General features: G+C 65.2%; 24 protein-coding genes. 6 read left to right on the top strand and 18 right to left on the bottom strand.

All coding sequences use genetic code 11. From position 1 onward, the window contains the following. Window positions 1-10 precede the first annotated feature (10 nt). From G454_RS0101540 to ispE, 7 genes are all read right to left on the bottom strand, one after another. On the bottom strand, window positions 11-955 hold the full coding sequence (locus G454_RS0101540; RefSeq protein WP_027717169.1) for a ribose-phosphate diphosphokinase: 945 nt from the start codon (window positions 953-955) through the stop codon (window positions 11-13). A 121-nt stretch (window positions 956-1,076) separates the two neighbouring features. Next, a complete protein-coding gene (gene glmU, locus G454_RS0101535; RefSeq protein WP_035106444.1) occupies window positions 1,077-2,483 on the bottom strand; it encodes a bifunctional UDP-N-acetylglucosamine diphosphorylase/glucosamine-1-phosphate N-acetyltransferase GlmU in 1,407 nt (468 codons plus the stop codon). A gap of 116 nt (window positions 2,484-2,599) precedes the next feature. Further along, window positions 2,600-2,854 carry a septation regulator SpoVG gene (spoVG, locus tag G454_RS0101530; protein WP_027717167.1) on the bottom strand — a complete coding sequence of 85 codons (255 nt, stop codon included), beginning with the start codon at window positions 2,852-2,854 and terminating at the stop codon, window positions 2,600-2,602. Window positions 2,855-2,957: 103 nt separating this feature from the next. Then, window positions 2,958-4,178, bottom strand: coding sequence for a threonine ammonia-lyase (gene ilvA / locus G454_RS0101525; protein ID WP_027717166.1), 1,221 nt, complete (start codon window positions 4,176-4,178; stop codon window positions 2,958-2,960). Window positions 4,179-4,183: 5 nt separating this feature from the next. After that, complete coding sequence (locus tag G454_RS0101520) at window positions 4,184-4,936, bottom strand: nucleotidyltransferase family protein (RefSeq protein WP_027717165.1); 753 nt, start codon at window positions 4,934-4,936, stop codon at window positions 4,184-4,186. A 1-nt stretch (window position 4,937) separates the two neighbouring features. Continuing rightward, entirely contained in the window at window positions 4,938-5,648 is a 711-nt protein-coding gene (locus G454_RS0101515) for a GntR family transcriptional regulator (protein ID WP_425387421.1), read from the bottom strand. A gap of 108 nt (window positions 5,649-5,756) precedes the next feature. Continuing rightward, a complete protein-coding gene (gene ispE / locus G454_RS17215) occupies window positions 5,757-6,641 on the bottom strand; it encodes a 4-(cytidine 5'-diphospho)-2-C-methyl-D-erythritol kinase (RefSeq protein ID WP_035106403.1) in 885 nt (294 codons plus the stop codon). Window positions 6,642-6,705: 64 nt separating this feature from the next. Here ispE and G454_RS0101505 point away from each other — a divergent pair, with 64 nt between their 5' ends. After that, the gene (locus G454_RS0101505; protein WP_156896608.1) at window positions 6,706-7,398 is read left to right on the top strand and encodes a flagellar hook-length control protein FliK; all 693 of its coding nucleotides are present in this window, start codon (window positions 6,706-6,708) and stop codon (window positions 7,396-7,398) included. Between the two features lie 31 nt (window positions 7,399-7,429). Further along, the gene (locus tag G454_RS0101500) at window positions 7,430-7,717 is read left to right on the top strand and encodes an EscU/YscU/HrcU family type III secretion system export apparatus switch protein (protein ID WP_027717162.1); all 288 of its coding nucleotides are present in this window, start codon (window positions 7,430-7,432) and stop codon (window positions 7,715-7,717) included. Here the strand turns inward: G454_RS0101500 and G454_RS0101495 are convergent. Continuing rightward, window positions 7,714-8,217: a phosphatidylglycerophosphatase A gene (locus G454_RS0101495; protein WP_027717161.1), complete on the bottom strand. Its 504-nt coding sequence runs from the start codon at window positions 8,215-8,217 to the stop codon at window positions 7,714-7,716. The genes G454_RS0101500 and G454_RS0101495 overlap by 4 nt on opposite strands. A gap of 182 nt (window positions 8,218-8,399) precedes the next feature. Here G454_RS0101495 and G454_RS0101490 point away from each other — a divergent pair, with 182 nt between their 5' ends. Continuing rightward, window positions 8,400-8,921 carry a L,D-transpeptidase family protein gene (locus G454_RS0101490; RefSeq protein ID WP_027717160.1) on the top strand — a complete coding sequence of 174 codons (522 nt, stop codon included), beginning with the start codon at window positions 8,400-8,402 and terminating at the stop codon, window positions 8,919-8,921. A gap of 164 nt (window positions 8,922-9,085) precedes the next feature. Then, window positions 9,086-9,805 carry a ZIP family metal transporter gene (locus G454_RS0101485; protein WP_027717159.1) on the top strand — a complete coding sequence of 240 codons (720 nt, stop codon included), beginning with the start codon at window positions 9,086-9,088 and terminating at the stop codon, window positions 9,803-9,805. On the opposite strand, the gene G454_RS0101480 is transcribed toward G454_RS0101485, so the two are convergent. Together G454_RS0101480 and G454_RS0101475 are read right to left on the bottom strand one after the other, a co-directional pair. Continuing rightward, window positions 9,794-10,249, bottom strand: coding sequence for a DMT family transporter (locus G454_RS0101480; RefSeq protein WP_245574274.1), 456 nt, complete (start codon window positions 10,247-10,249; stop codon window positions 9,794-9,796). The genes G454_RS0101485 and G454_RS0101480 overlap by 12 nt on opposite strands. A 210-nt stretch (window positions 10,250-10,459) precedes the next feature. Beyond that, window positions 10,460-10,885: a hypothetical protein gene (locus tag G454_RS0101475; protein ID WP_027717157.1), complete on the bottom strand. Its 426-nt coding sequence runs from the start codon at window positions 10,883-10,885 to the stop codon at window positions 10,460-10,462. Window positions 10,886-11,056: 171 nt separating this feature from the next. On the opposite strand from G454_RS0101475, the gene G454_RS0101470 reads away from it, so the two are divergent. Continuing rightward, window positions 11,057-11,251, top strand: coding sequence for a hypothetical protein (locus tag G454_RS0101470; RefSeq protein ID WP_027717156.1), 195 nt, complete (start codon window positions 11,057-11,059; stop codon window positions 11,249-11,251). A 20-nt stretch (window positions 11,252-11,271) separates the two neighbouring features. Further along, on the top strand, window positions 11,272-11,544 hold the full coding sequence (locus G454_RS0101465) for a hypothetical protein (protein ID WP_027717155.1): 273 nt from the start codon (window positions 11,272-11,274) through the stop codon (window positions 11,542-11,544). 14 nt (window positions 11,545-11,558) lie between these two features. Here G454_RS0101465 and G454_RS0101460 read toward each other — a convergent pair whose 3' ends face one another. The 8 genes from G454_RS0101460 to yabG form a co-directional block, all read right to left on the bottom strand. Next, window positions 11,559-11,759: a hypothetical protein gene (locus G454_RS0101460; RefSeq protein WP_027717154.1), complete on the bottom strand. Its 201-nt coding sequence runs from the start codon at window positions 11,757-11,759 to the stop codon at window positions 11,559-11,561. A 16-nt stretch (window positions 11,760-11,775) separates the two neighbouring features. Then, on the bottom strand, window positions 11,776-12,075 hold the full coding sequence (locus G454_RS17210; RefSeq protein WP_035106401.1) for a YbaB/EbfC family nucleoid-associated protein: 300 nt from the start codon (window positions 12,073-12,075) through the stop codon (window positions 11,776-11,778). Between the two features lie 147 nt (window positions 12,076-12,222). Next, window positions 12,223-13,302, bottom strand: a complete 1,080-nt coding sequence (locus G454_RS0101450) for an SPOCS domain-containing protein (RefSeq protein WP_027717153.1) — start codon at window positions 13,300-13,302, stop codon at window positions 12,223-12,225. A 34-nt stretch (window positions 13,303-13,336) separates the two neighbouring features. Beyond that, entirely contained in the window at window positions 13,337-14,881 is a 1,545-nt protein-coding gene (locus G454_RS0101445; protein ID WP_027717152.1) for a DUF3794 and LysM peptidoglycan-binding domain-containing protein, read from the bottom strand. A gap of 136 nt (window positions 14,882-15,017) precedes the next feature. Then, on the bottom strand, window positions 15,018-15,956 hold the full coding sequence (locus G454_RS0101440; protein WP_027717151.1) for a CAP domain-containing protein: 939 nt from the start codon (window positions 15,954-15,956) through the stop codon (window positions 15,018-15,020). A gap of 167 nt (window positions 15,957-16,123) precedes the next feature. Next, entirely contained in the window at window positions 16,124-16,507 is a 384-nt protein-coding gene (locus G454_RS0101435; protein ID WP_027717150.1) for a hypothetical protein, read from the bottom strand. Further along, the gene (locus G454_RS0101430) at window positions 16,504-17,508 is read right to left on the bottom strand and encodes a chymotrypsin family serine protease (RefSeq protein ID WP_027717149.1); all 1,005 of its coding nucleotides are present in this window, start codon (window positions 17,506-17,508) and stop codon (window positions 16,504-16,506) included. The genes G454_RS0101435 and G454_RS0101430 overlap by 4 nt, the downstream gene beginning before the upstream one ends. A gap of 57 nt (window positions 17,509-17,565) precedes the next feature. Continuing rightward, complete coding sequence (yabG, locus tag G454_RS0101425; RefSeq protein ID WP_027717148.1) at window positions 17,566-18,435, bottom strand: sporulation peptidase YabG; 870 nt, start codon at window positions 18,433-18,435, stop codon at window positions 17,566-17,568. Window positions 18,436-18,483: the final 48 nt, after the last annotated feature.

Below are 18,483 nucleotides of genomic sequence, written 5' to 3'. Positions count from 1 at the left end.
AGCCCCGCCCTCAGTCAAAAAGCTTGCTCACGGAGAGGTCCTCGTGAATGCGGATGATGGCCTCCCCCAAAAGGGGGGCCACGGAAAGCACCTTGATCTTGTCGATCATCTTCTCCGGCGGGATGGGGATGGTGTTGGTCACCAGCACCTCCTTGATGGGCGCCTCCTGGAGGCGCTGCACCGCGGGGCCGCTTAGCACGGGGTGGGTGCAGCAGACGTAGATTTCCTCCGCTCCCCACTTTTTCAGCGCCTCAGCGCCCTTGGCAATGGTGCCGGCGGTATCGATGATGTCGTCAATAACGATGACCTTCTTGCCTTCAATTTCCCCCACAATGTTCATCACTTCGGCCACATTGGGCTCGGGGCGCCGCTTGTCGATGATGGCGATGGGGGCGCCGATGCGCTCGGCCAGGTCCCTCGCCCTGGTCACTCCCCCCAGGTCTGGGGAGATGACCACCACGTCCCGCATTTTCTTTTGAATGTAATACTGGGCCAGTATGGGCACCCCGGGCAGGTGGTCCACGGGGATGTCAAAGAAACCCTGGATCTGGCCGGCATGGAGGTCCATGGTAATCACCCGCCGGGCGCCGCTAGCCGTAATGAGGTTGGCCACCAGCTTGGCCGTAATGGGGTCCCGCGCGCGGGTTTTCCTGTCCTGGCGAGCATAGCCGTAGTAGGGGATGACGGCGGTGATCCGCCTGGCGGAGGCCCGCCGTACCGCATCCACCATCACCAGGAGTTCCATGAGGTTCTCGTTTACCGGGGGGCAGGTGGGCTGGATGATGAAGACGTCCGCCCCCCGCACGCTCTCGTTGATCCTTACCTGGATCTCCCCGTCGGAAAAGCGGGTCACTCTGGCCGCGCCCAGGTTAACGCCGAGGTACTGGGCAATTTCCTCGGCCAGCCCGGGGTTGGCATTGCCGGTAAAAATTTTTAGCTCTTTGCGGGACGACATTGCTTAACCCCCACCACCCTTTTCACCCCGCCGGGCCGGCAGGTGCAAACAACGAGCAATTTTGCCACGGCGAGCTTGCCGACCAACGAAAAGCTTTTTGCAGGCAAAACTGCTCGTTGCTTTAACCCTCACCGCCAGTATCCGGCTTTTTCTTCTTTCTGGCCTGCCAGTTGGCGATGTTTTTCTGGCGCCCCCGGGCAACGCCCAGCGCTCCCGGCGGGACGTCCCTGGTAATGGTGGAGCCGGCGCCTATGTAGGCGCCCGCCCCTATCTTTACCGGCGCCACCAGGTTCGTATTGCTGCCGATAAAGGCGCCGTCGCCGATTTCCGTGGGCCACTTGCGCTCCCCGTCGAAATTGCAGGTGATGGTGCCGGCGCCGATGTTCACCCCTTCCCCCACGCTGGCGTCTCCCACGTAGCTCAGGTGGGGGATCTTGCTCCCCCTGCCCACCACCGCCTTCTTGAGCTCCACAAAGCTGCCCACCTTTACTCCCGGGGCCAGCACGCAGCCCGGGCGCACGTAGGCATAGGGGCCGACGGTGCAGCCGTCGCCGAGCTCGCTGTCCTCCACCACCGCCTGCTGGATGACCACGCCGTCTCCCACGCGGGCGTTGACCAGGCGCGCGCCGGGCCCGATGGTGCACCTTGCGCCGATCACCGTGCGTCCCTCGATAAAGGTAAAGGGATAAATCACCGTATCCCGGCCCACGCGCGCCTCCCGGTCCACAAATGTGGTGGCCGGGTCGAGGACGGTCACCCCGGAGAGCATCAGCTCCTCCAGGATGCGCCGGCGCAAGAGGCCCTCCGCGCGGGCCAGCTGCACCCGGTCGTTGACCCCCTCCACCTCCCGGGGGTCCTCCGCCACCACGGCGTACACGGCCAGGCCGCGGGAGACGTAATTCTCCACCACGTCCGTCAGGTAATACTCGCCCTGTGCGTTCTCCCGCCCCAGGGCCGCCAGGGTTTCAAAGAGGCCGGCGGCGGCAAAGCAGTAAACCCCGGTGTTGACTTCCTTTATGGCCAGCTCTGCCGGGGAGGCGTCCTTTTGCTCGACGACCTTGCGCACGCGCCCGGCCTCGTCCCGCACCACGCGCCCGTAGCCGGTGGGGTCCTCCAGGTAGGCCGTCAGCAGGGTGGCGCTGGCCCCGCCGGCCAGGTGGGCCTCCACCAGCCGCCTGAGGGTCCCGGACGCCAGTAGCGGGGTATCCCCGCAGGTTACCAGGATATGGCCGTCAAACCCCGCCAGCAGGGGGGCCGCCTGCAGGAGGGCGTGGGCCGTGCCCAGCTGCTCTTCCTGGTAAACAACCTGCGCCCGGCCCTCCACGGCCCGGGCCACCATTTCCCCCCCGAAGCCCACCACCACCACGATCAAGGAGGGCCCCGTCCCCTCCACGGCCTCCAGGACGTAGTGGATCATGGGCCGGCCGCAAACGGGGTGGAGCACCTTGGGGATGTCCGACTTCATGCGCCTGCCCTGGCCCGCCGCCAGGATTACCGCCGCCAGCACCCTTATCCCCGTCCTTCGCATCAAAGGGCTGCCTGCGGCAGCCCTGTCAAAATTAGCGCCTTAACATTTATTCAACAAAGCGCGGGGATTTCCTTTTCCGGGGCGAGTTTTAAAACTATTCTTTAATTTGGCCGGACTTAAATGGCCTGCTTGTAGGCTTCCAGCACCGCGCTCTCAATGATGGCCCTGGCGGAGGCGTTAATGGGATGCGCGATGTCCCGGAACTCGCCGTCCGGGGTCCGGCGGCTGGGCATGGCCACAAAGAGTCCCTTGCTGCCTTCAATTACCTTGATGTCGTGGATGACGAACATGTTGTCCAGCGTCACCGATACGATGGCCTTCATTTTCCCCTCGGGGAGGATCTTGCGCACCCGTACGTCCGTCACCACCACTTTCCCTCACCACCTTTCCCTGATCATTTATCGCCTTAATCCCGGCAGATTAAACCTGTTTTCGCTATGAATGGTAAAAATTCCTGCTATTTTGCTGAAAATTTTAGAAAACCTTTTCCGCGGCGTAGCCCTCCCGCTCCAGGGCGGCCATCACCGCCTCCACGTGGGCGGCATCGCCCGTCTCCAACAGGAGTTCCACCTCGGCCTGCTTCAAGGGCACGCGGGGCTTGATGCGGTCGTGGTTGACGGCCATGACGTTGGCCCGCGCGGCCGCCACCACCGCCAAAAGCCGCTGCAGGCTGCCCGGGCGGTCGGAAATCACCGTGCGCAGGCGCAAAATGCGCCCGGACTTCACCAGGCCCCGCTCGATGATGATGGAGAGCACGTTGACGTCGATGTTGCCGCCGCTCAAGAGGAGGGCCACCTTTTTTTGGGCCAGGGAAAGGCGGTGCTGCAGCAGGGCGGCCAGGGTCACCGCCCCCGCCCCCTCCACCACGATCTTGGAGCGCTCGAGCAGCAGCAGGATGGCCTGGGCAATTTCCTCCTCCTCCACCAGCACCACGTCGTCCACGTAGCGCCGGATGACCTCCATGGTAAAGGAGCCGGGCCGGCGCACGGCGATACCGTCGGCAATGGTGGCGAAAGGGGTGCTTTCCGCGGGCTTGCCGGTGCCCCGCAGGGAAAGGTACACCGCCGGCGCCCCGGACGACTGCACCCCCAGCACCTTCACCTGCGGGCAAAGACTTTTCACGGCCACGGCCACCCCGGCAATGAGGCCCCCGCCCCCTACGGGCACCACCACCGCGTCTAAGTCGGGGCAGGCTTCCAGGAGCTCCAGGGCAATGGTGCCCTGGCCCGCCGCCACCAGGGGGTCGTCAAAGGCGTGCACCATGACGGCGCCGGTCTCCTCCTGGATGCGGCAGGCGCGGGCATAGGCCTCGTCGTAACCGGCCCCCTCCAGGACGACGTGTGCGCCGTAGCCGCGGGTGGCCGCCACCTTGGAGATGGGCGCCCCTTCCGGCATGACCACCGTGGCGGCAATACCGGCCCGGGCGGCGGCATAGGCCACGCCCTGGGCGTGGTTGCCCGCCGAGGCGCAGACCACCCCCCGCGCCCGCTCCGCCGGGGCCAGGGACATGATCTTGTTGTAGGCCCCGCGGATCTTAAAGGAGCCCGTCTTCTGCAGGTTCTCCAGCTTAAAGAAAACCCTGCACCCCGTGAGCTGCGAGAAGGTGGCCGAATAGTCCAGGGGCGTGACGTGGGCCACCCCGCGCAGGCGCTCCCGGGCCTCCCGGATCATGGGCAGGGTCAGCTCAAGGGCCATCTCTCCTACCCCCGCAAAACCGCCGCCACCATTTCCAGGTCCGCCGGCTTATCCACGTCCACGCCCACTTCCGCGTAACGGCTGATGACCACCTCGCCGCGGATGCCCATGAGGCGCGAGACGCGGTCCCGGGCTTCCTCGATGCTCAGGCGGCGCAAAAGGTAGCGGAGCAAAAATACCGCCCCGAGCAGGCGGCAGAGCTTCCAGGGGCTCTTGCGGGCGGCAATGAAGCGCTGGCCAAAGCCGAGGCAGCGGGGCACCACCTCCGGGTTGACCAGGAAGAGGTTGCCGCCGGTAAAGACGCCGTCCCTCAAGCGCACGTAGGTGCGCCGCGAGGGGCCGGGAAAGCTCCTCTCCACCGCCTCCCTGGGCACCACGGGGTAGTAGAGGTCGGCCTCCCGGCCCCGGCACTGCTCCAGGAAATCCTCCACGGCCCGGGGCGTGAGCAGGGGGATGTCGGAGCTGGCCACCAGCACCCTGCCCGCGCCCGGCAGCCGCTCCAGGGCCCGCAGCACGTTCTCCAGCAGGTCCTTACCCGGGGGGACCAGCTCCACCGGAAACCCCGCAAGGCAGCCTTCCAGCTCGCGCGGGCCCACCACCACCACGCGGCCCACCCCCCGCGCCGCAAGCAGGGCCTCCACCACGTACTGCACCATGGCCTTTGGACCGATTGGGATAAGGGCCTCATAGGGCACCGGGCTGCACTCTTTCAAGGGGCCGCTGTTGGGACTGCCGGCCAGCACCACCGCGTCGACCATCTTACCTCTTGTCCTCCCGCAAGGAGTTGAGGAAGATTTGCTCAGCGTTTTCGATGTGCTCTCGCGCCAGGGCCTGGGCCAGCTCCACGTTGCGCTCGCTGATGGCCTCGACGATCTTCTTGTGCTCCTCCATGGCGTGCTTGTAGCGGCCCGGGCGCGAAAGCGAGGTCAGCCGGAAGCGCTGGATCTGGTCGGCCAGATTGGTGATGATCTGGATCAGCTTCTGGTTGCGGCTGGCCCTGTAGATGAGCTCGTGAAACCTGGCATCCACGTCCACCAGCGTCTGGATGTCGCGGTTGCTGGCCTCCTGGGCCTCCACCAGCAGCCGCTCCAGCTCCTCCAGCTCCTCCTCGGTGATGCGCTCGGCGGCCAGGCCGGCGGCCAGGGCCTCCAGGGTGGCGCGCACCTCAAAGACGTCGGCAATGTCCTTGATGGAAATGCCTGCCACGTAGGCCCCCTTGCGGGGCACCATGACCACAAAGCCCTCCAGCTCCAGCTTGCGGATGGCCTCCCGCACGGGCGTGCGGCTGACGCCCATCTCCTCGGCCAGCTGCACCTCCATCAGCCGCTCCCCGGGCCGCAGCCGCCCCTGGATGATGGCCTCCCGCAGGGTTTCAAAGACCAGCTCCCGCAGGGGCTTGTAGTTGTCCAGCTTGATGGGAAACAGCCTGGGCTCTTCCACGGAAGTCAGCTCCTTTAAACCGCTCGTCACACCTTTAATTTTACCTTCTCCAAGCCGCACCCCGCAATGCCGCGCGCAAAAGGCTTCCTGCCGCCCTGCCCGGTCCGGCCAGGCATCCGGCAGGCAAAAGCCGGGGGCTCAAGGCCGGGAACCCAGCCGCCGCCACGTTACGGCCCGGCGGCAAAAGCGGGCCACCGCCACCCGGCCCAGGCCGGCGGGGAGCCTTTGTGCCGCCCGGCTGGCCTCTTTTAAGCCGGGGAAGAGGCCGAATACCGTGGGGCCGCTGCCGCTCATGGCCGCCCCCAGGGCCCCGGCATCCTCGAGCTTCTTCTTTATGAGGGGGATTTCGCGGCAGATGGAGGCGGTCACCGGCTCCAGGGCATTGCCCAGGAGGGCCGGCAGCATCTCCTCCTCACCGCGCCTTACGGCCTCCACCAGTGCGGGCGTGAAGGGAGGGAGCTCTGGCTGCAGGCGGTCGAATTCCCGGTAAATGCCGGCCGTGGAAACAGCCACCGGCGGGGTCACCAGGACCACCCCCAGGGGTGGGAGGGGCGGCAGCGGGGTAAGGACCTCCCCCTTCCCCTCCGCCAGCACAGTGCCGCCCTGCAGGAAAAAGGGCACGTCCGCGCCCAGCTCCCCGGCCAGCTCTGCCAGCTCCCGACGGCCCAGGCCCAGGCCCCACAGGCGGTTTAAGGCCACCAGCGCCGCCGCCGCGTCGGCAGAGCCGCCGCCCAGCCCCGCGGCCAGGGGGATGCGCTTGAAGAGGTAAATCCTGGCGCCCCCGCGGCGGCGCAGGCGGCGCGCCAGGAGCTCCGCCGCGCGCCAGACCAGGTTTTCCGGCCCGCAGGGCAGGTGAGGGTGGTCGCAGATGAGCTCCAGGCCCTCCGGCGCGGGCTCAAAGAGCAGGTGATCGCACAGGCTCACGCTCTGCATTACCGAGGCAATGCGGTGGTAGCCTCCGGGCAAGAGCCCCAAAACGTCCAGGGTGAGGTTGATCTTGGCGCAGGCGCGCGCGAAAAGCAATGCCCATCCCCCGCCTTGAAGAGGATTTTGTCCCGCCGGCGGCGAAAGAAGGGTGGCAGAGCTTTTGCCGCGGGGGGAAGGTGCCGTGCAGGTCATTAACGTCACCCCTGCCGCCGCGGGCTCCCTTTTGCGAGATCTCTTTTCCCCGGGGCAGGTGGTGGAAGTGGAGGTGCTTGAGGTACGGGAAGGCGCCGCCCTGGTGCGCGTGGAGGGGCAGGTCTTCTGGGCAAGGGGGGAATTACCTTCTTCCCCTGCCGCCTTCCCGGCCCTGGTGCATAAAATTGCCCGCGGGACCCTTTACCTAAAGCGACTGCCGCCTCCGGATGCCCCTTCGGGAAACCCCGCCGTTCCCGGCGCGCCGCCCGTCGGCGCCTGCGGCGCGGAGGCGCCCGCCTTCCGGACGGTACAGCTCCTTGCCTTCCAGGAGGGGGAGCTTTACCTGCTCGAGGAGCGGCGCGGCAGCGACACCGGCAGGGGGCCCGCGGCGCTGGCCCTGCGCCTGCGCACGCCCAACCTGGGGGAAACCTGGGTCTACCTGGCGGCGTGGGGCGGCGCTTTAAGCCTGAAGGTTCTTGCCGGAAGTGAGGGGCTCCTCCCTCTCTTTGAGGAGGGCGGCGATGAGCTGAAGGAAAGGCTGCTCGCCCTGGGCTTCGGCCGCCTCCACCTGGAGGTTGCCACGCAAAAGAGCGGCGGCCTCGAAGATCTGCTGGCCGGAGCCGCGCCTCCCCCCTACCGCCCCCTGGACGCGCGGGTGTGATCTTCTACCATGTAGAGAGGGGGTCTTTGCCTTGCACGGGCGCGCGAAAGAGCCCTCCCGGCCCAAGGCCGCCGCCGCCCTGGCTTACGACCCCGCAGAAGACAGGGCTCCCCGCATTGTGGCCGCGGGGAGGGGGCGCCTGGCCGCGCTCATCGAGGAGCTGGCCCGGCAAAGCGGGGTGCCGGTGTACCGCCACGGTGAGCTGGCCGAAGCGCTGGCCGCCCTGGGCGCCGGGCGGGAGGTTCCCCCGGAGCTTTACCGGGCCGTGGCCGAGGTCATTGCCTGGGTGTACGCCCTGGATAAGCGGGCCAAAACCTAATCCAGGGGGCAGAAAGGGCGGTTCTCGTCCAGGAGCAGGCAGCCGTCCCTTTCCCGGTGCGCCAGGCGCGCCGCCGCCGCGGCCACGATGGCCGCCAGGAGGTCGTCTAAGAAGGTGTTTACCTTCTCGCCCTTCTTCTCGTTGACCCGCCCGATGATCCCCGGTTTCATTTTATCCAGGTAGCCGAAGTTGGTAAAACCGATGGAACCGTATATGTTGACAATGCTTAAGGCCAGCACCTCGTCGATGCCGTAAAGCCCGTCGTCGCTACGCACCATGGAGGAAAGGGGCTCGCTCAGCATCCCCTTTTCGGCCAGCTCGTCTAACGAGAGGCCGGTAAACACGGCGTTCTGCACCTCGCGCTTTTCCAGCACCTGCTCCACGCTCTCCCGGCAGTCCTCCAGGGTCAGCCGGGGGATGTACTTGTGCTGCACGCTGTAAACCAGGGCGGCCAGATCCTCCACGGCCACCCCGCGCCGCGCCAGCCAGGCTATGGCCATTTGCTTTAGCTGGGCGTTGGTTAAGTGATTTTTTGATTCGCTATTTTCCGGAACCTTTGCCGCTTCCACAAGCTTCACCTCCCTGCCGTAACCCGCCCTTTCATTATATCACGGGGCGGGCAAAATCCGTCGCCCCCTCATATCATGATCCGGGAGAAAATCCGCGAGGGAGGCGACAGACCGTGAAACCGGCCGGCACCCACCTGCTGGTGGAGACAGACCTGCGCCGCCTGCACCACTTCCAGGGCGACTCCCTGGTCAAGACCTACCCCGTGGCCGTGGGCAAGCCCTCCACGCCCACGCCCACGGGCAACTACCGCATTGTGAACAAAATCGTCAACCCCGGGGGGATGCTTGGCACGCGCTGGATGGGGCTGGACATACCCGGGGGCAACTACGGCATTCACGGCACCAGCGACCCCTCTTCCATCGGCAGGGCCGTCTCCAACGGTTGCATCCGCATGTTCAACCACCACATCGAGGAACTCTTCCCCCAGGTGGCCATCGGCACGCCGGTGCGTATTGTGGGCGGCGGGGAAAAGGCCGCCGGGGCGGGCACGAGTTACGTGGTGCAGCCCGGCGACACCCTCTGGCAGATTGCCCGCCGCTTCCAGGTCCCCTTAGACGCCCTCATCGAGCTAAACGGCCTGCCCGATCCCGACGCGCTCTACCCCGGGCAGGTGATCCTGCTGCCGAAAGTCTAAATTTTCTTCGCCTGCCTGGGGGCGGTGGGGGTTACCGCCGCCCCGCGCTACAATGCCCCGGCGATAAGGCCGGTCCCGGCGGGGACCGGCCTTATTAATGGACGTGCTAACTTCCGGGGCCATCTAATATAATTTAGCAGTCGGCTAACTGGCAGGTGAAGGTTTTGGCGGGAATTTTGTTCCTGGCCTTTCTGGCAGGATTTTCCACCTGCCTGGGGGCGGCGGCGGTGCTGGCCTGGGGCCGCCCGGGGCGGCGGCTTTTCTCCCTGCTCCTCGGCCTGGCGGCGGGCGTGATGCTGGCCGTGGTGGCCCTCGACCTGCTGCCGGAAGCCTTCCTCCACGGGGGCCCGGGCCGCACCCTTACGGGACTTGCCGCCGGCCTCCTCCTCATGCACGCCCTCGACCTATTCTTAAACGGGGAGGTGGCGGCAGCCCCCCCGGGCCTTCTTTACCTCAAGATGGGCTACCTCATTGCCGCGGGCATCGCCCTGCACGACCTGCCGGAAGGCCTGGCCATTGCCGCCGGCTTTGCCCGGCCGGGAAGCACGGGCCCCCTCCTGGTCCTGGCCATTGCCCTGCACAACATCCCCGAGGGCATGGCCACCGCCGCGCCGCTCTTTGCCGGCGGCCTTTCCCCCCGCAGGGTGCTGGCCTTAAACGGTCTGGTCAGCCTGGTCACCCCGCTGGGCTGCTGGCTGGGCATCTTCATGCTGCAGGCCCTGCCGGGCTACCTGCCCCTCCTCCTGGCCCTGGCCGCCGGGGCCATGGCCTACGTGGTCACGCAAAAGCTCCTGCCGGCCTGCATGGCCCTCTCGCTGCCTCTTGCCGCCGCCGGCTGCGGTGGCGGCTTCCTACTGGTGGCGGCCCTGAACCTACTTCTTTAGCAGCAGCCAGGCTCCCCCGGCCATGAGCAGCGCGCCCAGGAGGCGGTACCAGGTAAAGGGGAGCTTCTCCATGCCGAAGAGCCCCAGGTGGTCGATGAGGCTGGCGGTAAGGACCTGGCCCACAATAATGGCCGTGGTGGCGGGGGCCACCCCCACCCTAGGGATGCTGCGCATCACCGCGTAAATGATCAGCACCCCCAGCACCCCGCCGAGGTAGTAGTACCAGGGGACCTGGGAAAGGTTCACCGCCTGCCCGCCGCCCATCCCCAGGCCGAAAAGGAGCACGGCCACCAGCAAGAGACCCACCAGGTGCACGATAAAGGTGGCCTCCAGGAGCCCGACGATCTTGCTTAAGGCGGCGTTGATGGTGCCCTGCACGGCCATGGTCACCCCGGACAGGGCGGCAATTAAAAGGGCCAGCAGCTTGGCGCTCAAGGCCGGCACCTCCCGCTCTTTTTCCACCCCGCCCCGCGGGCGAAAGACTCCCGCGGTACGGCAAAGCTCCCTTGCCGGGCTTAATATGGGCGGCGCCGGCCCTCAATCGGCGGGTGCTCAAAAATTTTTAGCCGGCGTGTTCCGCCCGCTTTGTTTAATCTCTCCCCCGGCGGCAGAAAATATGTGCGGCCGGCCTGCAGAGAGCCGGCCGCGCGGGCCCTAGGCCCGCTTTTCCTTTTCCAGCTGCTCTCCCCACTTGAGCACGTTTCCCGCCGCGGCCCTTTTCTCGCCCGCGCCGGGCGGCGCCGGCTGGCGCCGCGGGCCCTGGGCGACGAGGTTGCCGAGCATGTTCAAGAGCAGGCCGGGGTCGGGGGAAGGCGGCTTTTCGCCCTGCGCCGCGGGCGGCGGGCCGCCGAGCACCTGCATGAGGGCGTGCATCATGGGGTGGGCGGCAGCGGCGCCCTGGGGAAGGGCAGCCGTCCCGCCCGCCTGCCTGTTCATGAGGCTCACGATGCCCAGGAGGTTTAAAAGCCCCAGCATGAGCATGGTGTCCAGCTGGTCAACGCCGTTTTGGGACTGGTAATCCAGCAGGGAAAAGAGCAGCTTTTCCAGCTGGCCGCCCTTAAACCTTTCTTCCTGGCTCACTGCGCCGGACCCCCTCCTTTCTAAAAAGTTCCCGCTCCCCGACCGGCCCTCCCGGCCCCGCGCCCCCCATACCAGTTTATTCACGCCGCGCACCCCGTGTTGCTGTCACCTAACGGCCCCCCAGGCACGTAGTATAACTCTAGGAAAATCCTGCATGGGAGGGAAGAGAGGATGGGCAACGGGGGGCTCTCGCCCAACAACCCCTTCACCCTTTTTTTAATCCTCATCCTGCTGGTGCTCTCCACCAAGCCGGAGGCGGAACAGCACCTTACCCAGCTGGCCGCCTTCATCCAGGCCACGCAGCACTCGGTGCAGGTTTTCAGGAGCGGCCTGGAAACCTTTTATGCCGCTGCCAAAAACCTCTAAGCCCAAAGGAGGGATCTGTGGTGCCGCCGGAAGACCGGGAGGTCACCGGGTTTCACCCGGCAGCCGTACCCCTGCTCTTCGTGCTCTCCACGAGGCCGGAAGTGGAGGCGAGGCTGGCCCAGCTGCTCCTGCTGCTGGAAGCCATCCAGGACGCGCTCAAAAGGTGGCGCGAGGGCCTGCACGCCTTGCAGGCCGGCGTAACGCAGCTCCTCAACAGCACGCCCCCGCCGCTCGGCGGGGGGCAGCCGGCCCAGGAAGCACCGGCCCAGGAGAAAGAGGTAAAGCTTTTATAAGCGGCGGGGTTCCTTTAAGGAACCCCGCCCGCCTTGTTCGGCGCATCCGGCGGGGTACTTGGCCCTTCCTCCCGCCCGGCGCGCCTGGCCATCAGGTTGATCATGCCCATGAGGTTGACCAGGCAGAGCAGCACCAGGGGATCGCTTTCGCGGCCCTTTTCCAAAAGGCGGAAGAGCACGGCCTCCAGGCCCTGGGGGAAAGCCTTTTCTTCCAAGGTCGTCTCCTCCCTCCTAAAAGAGGCCCGGCAGGTGGGGGAGGGAAAGTCCCGTTTTTTGGGCCACCTTTTCCCTCAGGTGCCGCCGCACTTCCCCGGTCGCCCCGTTAAAGGCCTCGCGCACGGCGCCGGCCAGCTCTCCCCGCGCCAAAAGCAGTGCCGCCCGCTCGCCCAAAAAAACCTCCCGCACCTGCAGCAGCCCGTCGACCGTCAGGCGCACCGCGCCGCCGCCCCCCTCACCGCTCACCACCAGCTGCCGCGCCTCTTCCACCAGCTCCTGCAACTGCTCGAGGAGTTTTCCCGTAGGAATAAACATTAAAATACCTCCCTGCCCGAAATAAAAAAAGAAAGCTGTGCCTAACAGCTCCAGCCAAACACAGGCCCGAGGCACCCCGGCCCGGGGAGCGTGATTTGGCCCAGGCCGCGGGAGCCAAATCACGCCGCTCAAAACCCGCCGGACTTCTTACGTGGGAAAGCCCCCTATGCACTCGAAGAGCACGTCATCGATTTTGACGGTATTGGTGTTGCCGGAAACCGGGTTGAAGCTAAAGCGCACCACCGCCGTGCGCGACCCGGACGGCGAGGCGGGCACGCTCAAGGTGAACTGCTGGTAGTTGCCGTCGGGGATGTTCACACTCCCCAGGCTGATGCTGGCGCCGTCAATCTGCACGCCGAAGCGGTCGTAAAAGCGTACCTCGGCCACCAGGCTAAACGCGCTGGTGGGCGTCCCGGGGGCTACGTTTTCCCGCGCCCAGAAGGTGAGCTTGTAGGCCCTGGCGGGGGCAATTCCCCGGCGCACCACCTGGAAGAGGGTGGCGGGGGAAGAGGGATCGTTTGTGCCCAATTCGGCGGCGTAGCTGCCGCTGTGCGCGGTGGTGGTGGGGCCCACGTTGTTCGAGGCATCCCAGAAGACGGGCTCGTTGTCCGCCCACTGCTCCAGGCCGGGATCTTCCAGCAGGTTGCCCCGCGGGCAGAGCTCGGGCGCCGGGCACAGCTGCACGTAGACCTGCCGCTCTTCCACCACCTTCACGCGCACGATGATCACGCCCGTCTGGTGGAGGCGGCTGGCCCGCACCAGCTCCCAGGAAACGTCGAATTTGGGCTTGGGGAACTGCACCAAAACGTTGTCCTCATCCAGCACCGGCTGGGGCTCCTTGAGCTCCACCATCTTGGTGAAGGGCACGTCTTCCGCAAAATGCTTGACTTCATCCCGCTGGTTGACGTAAAAGATCTGCTTGTGGAAAGTCCCTTTGACGATGAGCTTCTTCACCACGCTCACGTTGCCGGCAATGCCGTCAAAGTGGCTCTGCCATTCCTTGTTGATCTTGGGGTACCAGGCGCCGATGCTCTCGCGGACGAACACCGGCTCGGCCTCCAGGTCCTCCACCCGCCCGTCGATGTGGTCCACCTTCTTGCCCAACTCGGGCAGGGTAACGGTGCTGTCCACCACCACCTGTACCTCCTGCTCGGAGAGCACCACGGGCACCTTGATTTTCAGGCACTGGACCTCTTCCGGCTCCATGTAGGTGTACTGGATGGGCATAGGCGCATCAGACCTCCTTGCCGCAAAGCGTTTTTTACCCCTTGGCCGGGGGACAGGGCACAAGGATTTTGTCGCCGGGCATCAGGTGGTGCGGGTGCTTGCCGGGGTTGGCCTTAATGATGTCGTGCAGGTTGGCCCCGTATTTCTGGGCAATGCTCCAGAAGCTCTCCCCGGGCATCACCACGTGGGTGATGGTCTCTCCCGGCGGGCAGGGCACGGCAGGTCCCGGGGCCGCGGCGACCACCACTTCCCGCTGCAGCGTCTCCACCACGCGCACGATTACCTTGATAACCGCCTCCAGGATGATCTTCGGCCCCTCGGTGTCGGCGCGTAAAAACTCCACCACCGCCCGCGCATCCACCGTCATACCTTCCTTGGCACCGGGCACCTCTACAAAAGTGCGCCAGGTGAGGCGCCGCTCTACGGCGTGTACGGCCTGGTCGGGCGTCTTGCCCACATAGACCAGGCTCACGTCTAAGAAGCCGCGCACGATGACCTTGCCGTCAATGATGTTGGTCTCCGTAACCTTCACCTGCTGGACGGTGGTTTCCACGATCTTTTCGGCCACGGGCTTGGGGTCCGGCGGCTCAAAGGCCTCCCGCAGCACCACCTGGGCGCTGCCCTCGCCCACCACGTGGTCGATCTTCAAAAGCGCCGTCTCCGCGGCCATATCGTGCACCTTGGTGACCACGGTGAGCCGCTTGGGCCTGGTGGCCATGGCCGTAAGCTTTAAGACCAGGTCGGCCCGCACGCTCTCCCCGTCGGGCACCTCCACCTCGGCGCTCTCCACCTGGACGTCCACCCTTACGTCCGTGCTTTCGTCCGCCCCCGGAACCTCAATGAAGTCGCTGAAGTTGAAGCTGTGGTGGAACTGGTGTACCGGCTGGTCGGGTTCCGCGGCCACATAGAGCACCTGCACGGTGGCCACGCCGTCAACGATAACTTTGTTTTTGAGCACCTTCTTGCCGGTGATCTCCGCCGTGGCGTCCACGGCGAGTACCTTCTCTACCGGCGGCTTTTCCGCAGGCACGGTGAACTCCTCGCTGACGATAACCTGCTTTGTCCCGCTGCCCACCACGTGGGCCACCTTAATGGTCTCCTTGTCGCAGGTGGTCCCCGGCGGGCACTCTACGAGGACCTCTATCTCCTGCATCTCGGTGACCTTGACGAAAACGCTCAAAACCGCGGCCACCTCCAGCTGCCGCGGGTCCTTGGCGCCGGAAGCAACACTCACGTCTTCCACGGTCACCTTGCCCGTGGCGTCCATGCCCGGCATCACCCCGGGCAGCTCTACCATGGCCGTAAAGGGCAGCTGCTGGTGCATGTGGTGCACGGACTGGGCCGGCTCAAAGGCCACGTACACGATCTGCAGGTTCAAGACGCCCTCTACTATGGCCTTGTCCGGCACCAGCTCTATCTTCTTGATGCTGGCCGTTTTGTCGGTGGAGATGATCTTGGCTACGTCCGGCTTGGGGTCGGGCACGCCGACTTTGCCGCGCACCACCACCTGCTGGGTTCCCTCGTTGACCACCTGGTTAACCCGCAGCCGCTCCGTAGCCGGGGCGGCAGATCCAGCCATGGGGCACACTCCTCCCTTCCTGGTTGCTGGTCTATAATACATATATATGTGCGGCTCCTTTTTATGTGCGGGGGAGGCAAAAAAACCCGGCCCCCGAAGGGCCGGGCAAAAGGCTCTTTTACCCCAAAACGGCCGGTCAGCCCTTAAACAGCTGCACGAAGATCTTCCCGTAAACGCTGCCGGGTACCACCGCGATACCGATCTCCTTGAAGTTGGGGTTTAAGATGTTAGCCCGGTGGCCCGGCGAGTTCATGAGCGCCTGGTGGGCTGCCTCCACCGTAGAGGCGCCGGCCAGGTTTTCCCCGGCGTAGAGGTAGGTCACGTTAGATTTGCGCATCATCTCAAAGGGGCTGCCGTAGGTGGGGGAGGTATGGCTGAAGTAGTTGTTTTCTACCATATCCTTTGCTTTCAGCCTGGCCAGCTGCACCAGCTGCGGGTTCACCTTCAAGGCGGGCAGGCCGTAGCGCGCCCGCTCGGCGTTGACCAGCTCCACCATGCGCTGCTCGTCCGCGGTGAGGACCGCCGCAGGCGTCCCGGGCGCGGGTTGGGGCGGCGCCTGCTGCGGCGGGGCCGCAGGCGCGGGTGCGGCGGCACCTTCCGCCACCTTCCTGCCGGCGGCCAGCTGCACCACGTACAGCGTTTTGCCGCTCTTGGCCACCCCCACGCCGACCCGCTCAAGGTCTGCGCTCTCAACGACCTGGCGGTAGGCCGGGTAGAGCTTGATGAGGGCATTAAAGGCGCCGCTTACGGAGGAGGTCGCGAAGGCGCTTTCCTGCAGCGCCTCGTATCTCACGCCCCGCTGCGCCATCACTTTTGCGAGGGGCGGGGAAGAGAGGGCGGCAAAGCCCTGCCGGGCCACGTCCCGGGCCCTTTCCCGAGCCACATCCACCAGCAGGGGGTCCACCTGCCACGGGTCGAGGCCCCGGCCTGCGCGCCACTGGTTGATGAGGTCAACCAGCCGCGCCTCATCCGCGCTTAAGCCCACTTCCTGGGCGTAGGCAGCCGTAAGGCAAAGGCCCCCAAACAGCACGGCGGCGACCAACAGCGAAAACAGCAGCCTTGCTCCCCTGCGCATAACCACACTCCCTTTTATTAATAAGTTGGCGGTTAAGACAAGCCTACCAGAAAGAGCGGCCCGGCGGCAAAGCGGCTGTTTCCCTCTGTTCCGCCAAAAAAGGAAGGGGAGGCGCAAATCTTCCTCCCTGCGTCCATTAGGAGAATATTTATCCTCTATGGTTTAATTTAGGAAAAGCGTCGCGGCAAAAAAATAATTGCCCCCAGCCCTTCGGCCACGGCCAGGCACTCCGTACTCCCCTCTCCCGGAAAAAAAGTGGTGAGCACAAAATAGCCCCGGCGAAAGGCCTTTTTAAAGCGCCACAGCAAAAGCTCATCCATGTCCTGCAGGATCTCCAGCGTGCGCCCGTTGCCCCGCAAAAGCACCGTGTAGCGCAGGTTCGGGCGGCGCACGATGAGCAGCTGGAAGGAGCGGGAGGCGGACAAGAGGGCGTCTATTTCCCGTTTGAGGCGTCTGGCCACCTCCACGGCCTCCTCCCGGCTGCCCAGCCGGGGACCCACGGCCGGCAGCCTTCCCCCCAGCATGACCAGCACGATTTCTCCCATAATCACAGCTCTACCTCCAGGCGGGAAAGCACCTGGTCGATGCGGTTAAAAATGGTGTACTTTTCCGAGCCGGCAAACAGGAGCCCCACGGCCCGCTGCCGCTCGTCCAGCACCAGGGACCCGCTGTCCCCCGGCTGGGAGTTCATGTCCGTGACCACCTGATCGGTAAACCAGCCCTTGGCGTTGTCCCCCACGTCCACCTCCAGGGTAACGCTTACGGCGGTGACGGTACCGGCAGTGAGGCCGCTGGTGCGCCCGCTTTTGAGGACTTTGAGGCCGGGCGAAGCCTGGGCCAGCCCCTCCACCCTGCCCACTTCCAAAATTTCCTCTTCCACCAGGTCGGGCGCATCGGGCAGGGCCAGGGCCGCGTCGATGACGTTGGCGCCCTGGTAGCGCTTGAACATTTTCAGCTCGTAGTGGGGGCGCACGCCGCGAATGAGGCGGTTCCCCGCCCGCACCACGGCTGCCGCCACCGGGCAGTCGGCCTCCTGCACGGCGCGCACCAGCGGCGCAAAGCGCAGCAGCGTGCCGATGCGGTCCCCCGCCCCGCCGCCGTCGTAGGGTCCCGGCTGCAGCACGGGGTCGCCGACGAAGGCGCGCCCGTCTCTGCCGTCGGTGGCGTTGGCCAGGATGTGATTATTGCTGAGGATGAGCCTCTTCCCGGTGGTTCTATCCCGCACCACCGCGCCAAAGGTTCCGGCGGTCACCTTGTAGTGCCCGATGCTCACGCCCGGCCTGGCCGGGCGCACCCTTTCCGTGCGCAGGCCCAGGAGGCGCACCTCGCCTATCTCCACCACGTCCGTGGGCACCCCCTCGATCTCCCGCGGTACCCGGTGCGCCCGGGCCAGCTCCCCGGGGGGCACCTTCTTTTTCACGAAAACCACCAGCGCTTTCTTACCGGTGGCCTCCCCGGCCACCTGTTTAATGCCCACGCCCACGCCCACCACGTTGGGCAGCCGCAGGAGCTGCGGGCGCGACTTCTGCAGCGCGCGCAAGAGCCCTTCCATAAAAAATCCCCCCCGCTGTCACTGGCCATCATATGCAGGGAAGCGGGGAGGGGTTACTTAATAGGGCGATTTGGGCATGCCCAGGCGGTACTTGCCCCTTGTTTCCACGCCGCCGATGCCCGGGAAGCCGGTGATGGTGCCGGCCACAATATCCTTGACGGAAATGTAATCATATACTGAGGTGTAGGCTATTTTTTCCACCACGAAAACAGGGTCAAAGGCGTGGATGAGCACCCTCTGGGGAGAGCTGGCAAAGTTGGCCCCCGCCTCCAGGAGGGCCTCGTAGTGGGACTGGCAGGCCCCGGCAAAGATGACCAGGTCGTCAAGGCTTTTCTCGTACTCCCGCGCTTTTTTCACGGCCTGCACAAAGTAAAGGGAGCTGTGGTAGTTCCTGATGTCCGCAAAGTTCCTGGTTCCCTTCTCCACGCCGTCGTGGCCGGTGAGCACCAGGATGTCGGGGCGGTGTTTTTTTAAAAGGTCCACCACCACCTCGGGCTGCCTTTCTTCGTCCACCTGGTAGCCGTGGGCCGGGATGCCCAGCTGGCGGTAGGTGGTGAGGCACAGCTCCAGGTAGTCGCCGTCTCCGTCCAGGTGCAGGACGGACCCGGGCACGTCAAAGCTCCCCAGGTCGAGGGCGCTGGCCGCCCTGGTCATGATGCGCCGCCGGTCCTCTTCCCGGCGCTGGAAGATGCGCCGCAGGTGCTCGTGGTTTTTGGTCATGAAGGAGTGCCAGAAGGTGGCCACCTCGGCAGGCTCAAACTTCTTGAGGTCGTGCAAAGGGGCGGTGGCCGTCAGGCGCACGTCCAGGCCCTTTAAGCGGGCCACCGCCTCACCGCCGGCGTCCCGGAAGATCTCCACCACCTTGAAAAAGAGGTCGCAGCCGTAAGAAATCCGCCCCACAATGTCCCCTACTTTAATCTGGTCCACTTTCCTTCCCTCCCGGCTTTTTTCTCCCATGCTATGCAAAAATAACCA

Source organism: Desulfovirgula thermocuniculi DSM 16036 (assembly GCF_000429345.1).
GTDB classification, from domain to species: domain Bacteria; phylum Bacillota; class Desulfotomaculia; order Desulfotomaculales; family Desulfovirgulaceae; genus Desulfovirgula; species Desulfovirgula thermocuniculi.
The sequence above is the reverse complement of the archived record's forward strand: the minus strand, read 5'-3'. Positions and strand labels throughout refer to the sequence as shown.

Excerpts from the sequence above, each read along its gene's own strand:
- G454_RS0101540 (WP_027717169.1), bottom strand. The coding sequence starts at position 955 with ATGTCGTCCCGCAAAGAGCTAAAAATTTTTACCGGCAATGCCAACCCC.
- glmU (WP_035106444.1), bottom strand. The coding sequence starts at position 2,483 with ATGCGAAGGACGGGGATAAGGGTGCTGGCGGCGGTAATCCTGGCGGCG.
- ilvA (WP_027717166.1), bottom strand. The coding sequence starts at position 4,178 with ATGGCCCTTGAGCTGACCCTGCCCATGATCCGGGAGGCCCGGGAGCGC.
- G454_RS0101520 (WP_027717165.1), bottom strand. The coding sequence starts at position 4,936 with ATGGTCGACGCGGTGGTGCTGGCCGGCAGTCCCAACAGCGGCCCCTTG.
- G454_RS0101495 (WP_027717161.1), bottom strand. The coding sequence starts at position 8,217 with ATGGCCATAGCCTGGCTGGCGCGGCGCGGGGTGGCCGTGGAGGATCTG.
- G454_RS0101470 (WP_027717156.1), top strand. The coding sequence starts at position 11,057 with ATGGGCAACGGGGGGCTCTCGCCCAACAACCCCTTCACCCTTTTTTTA.
- G454_RS17210 (WP_035106401.1), bottom strand. The coding sequence starts at position 12,075 with ATGTTTATTCCTACGGGAAAACTCCTCGAGCAGTTGCAGGAGCTGGTG.
- G454_RS0101450 (WP_027717153.1), bottom strand. The coding sequence starts at position 13,302 with ATGCCCATCCAGTACACCTACATGGAGCCGGAAGAGGTCCAGTGCCTG.
- G454_RS0101445 (WP_027717152.1), bottom strand. The coding sequence starts at position 14,881 with ATGGCTGGATCTGCCGCCCCGGCTACGGAGCGGCTGCGGGTTAACCAG.
- G454_RS0101440 (WP_027717151.1), bottom strand. The coding sequence starts at position 15,956 with ATGCGCAGGGGAGCAAGGCTGCTGTTTTCGCTGTTGGTCGCCGCCGTG.
- G454_RS0101430 (WP_027717149.1), bottom strand. The coding sequence starts at position 17,508 with ATGGAAGGGCTCTTGCGCGCGCTGCAGAAGTCGCGCCCGCAGCTCCTG.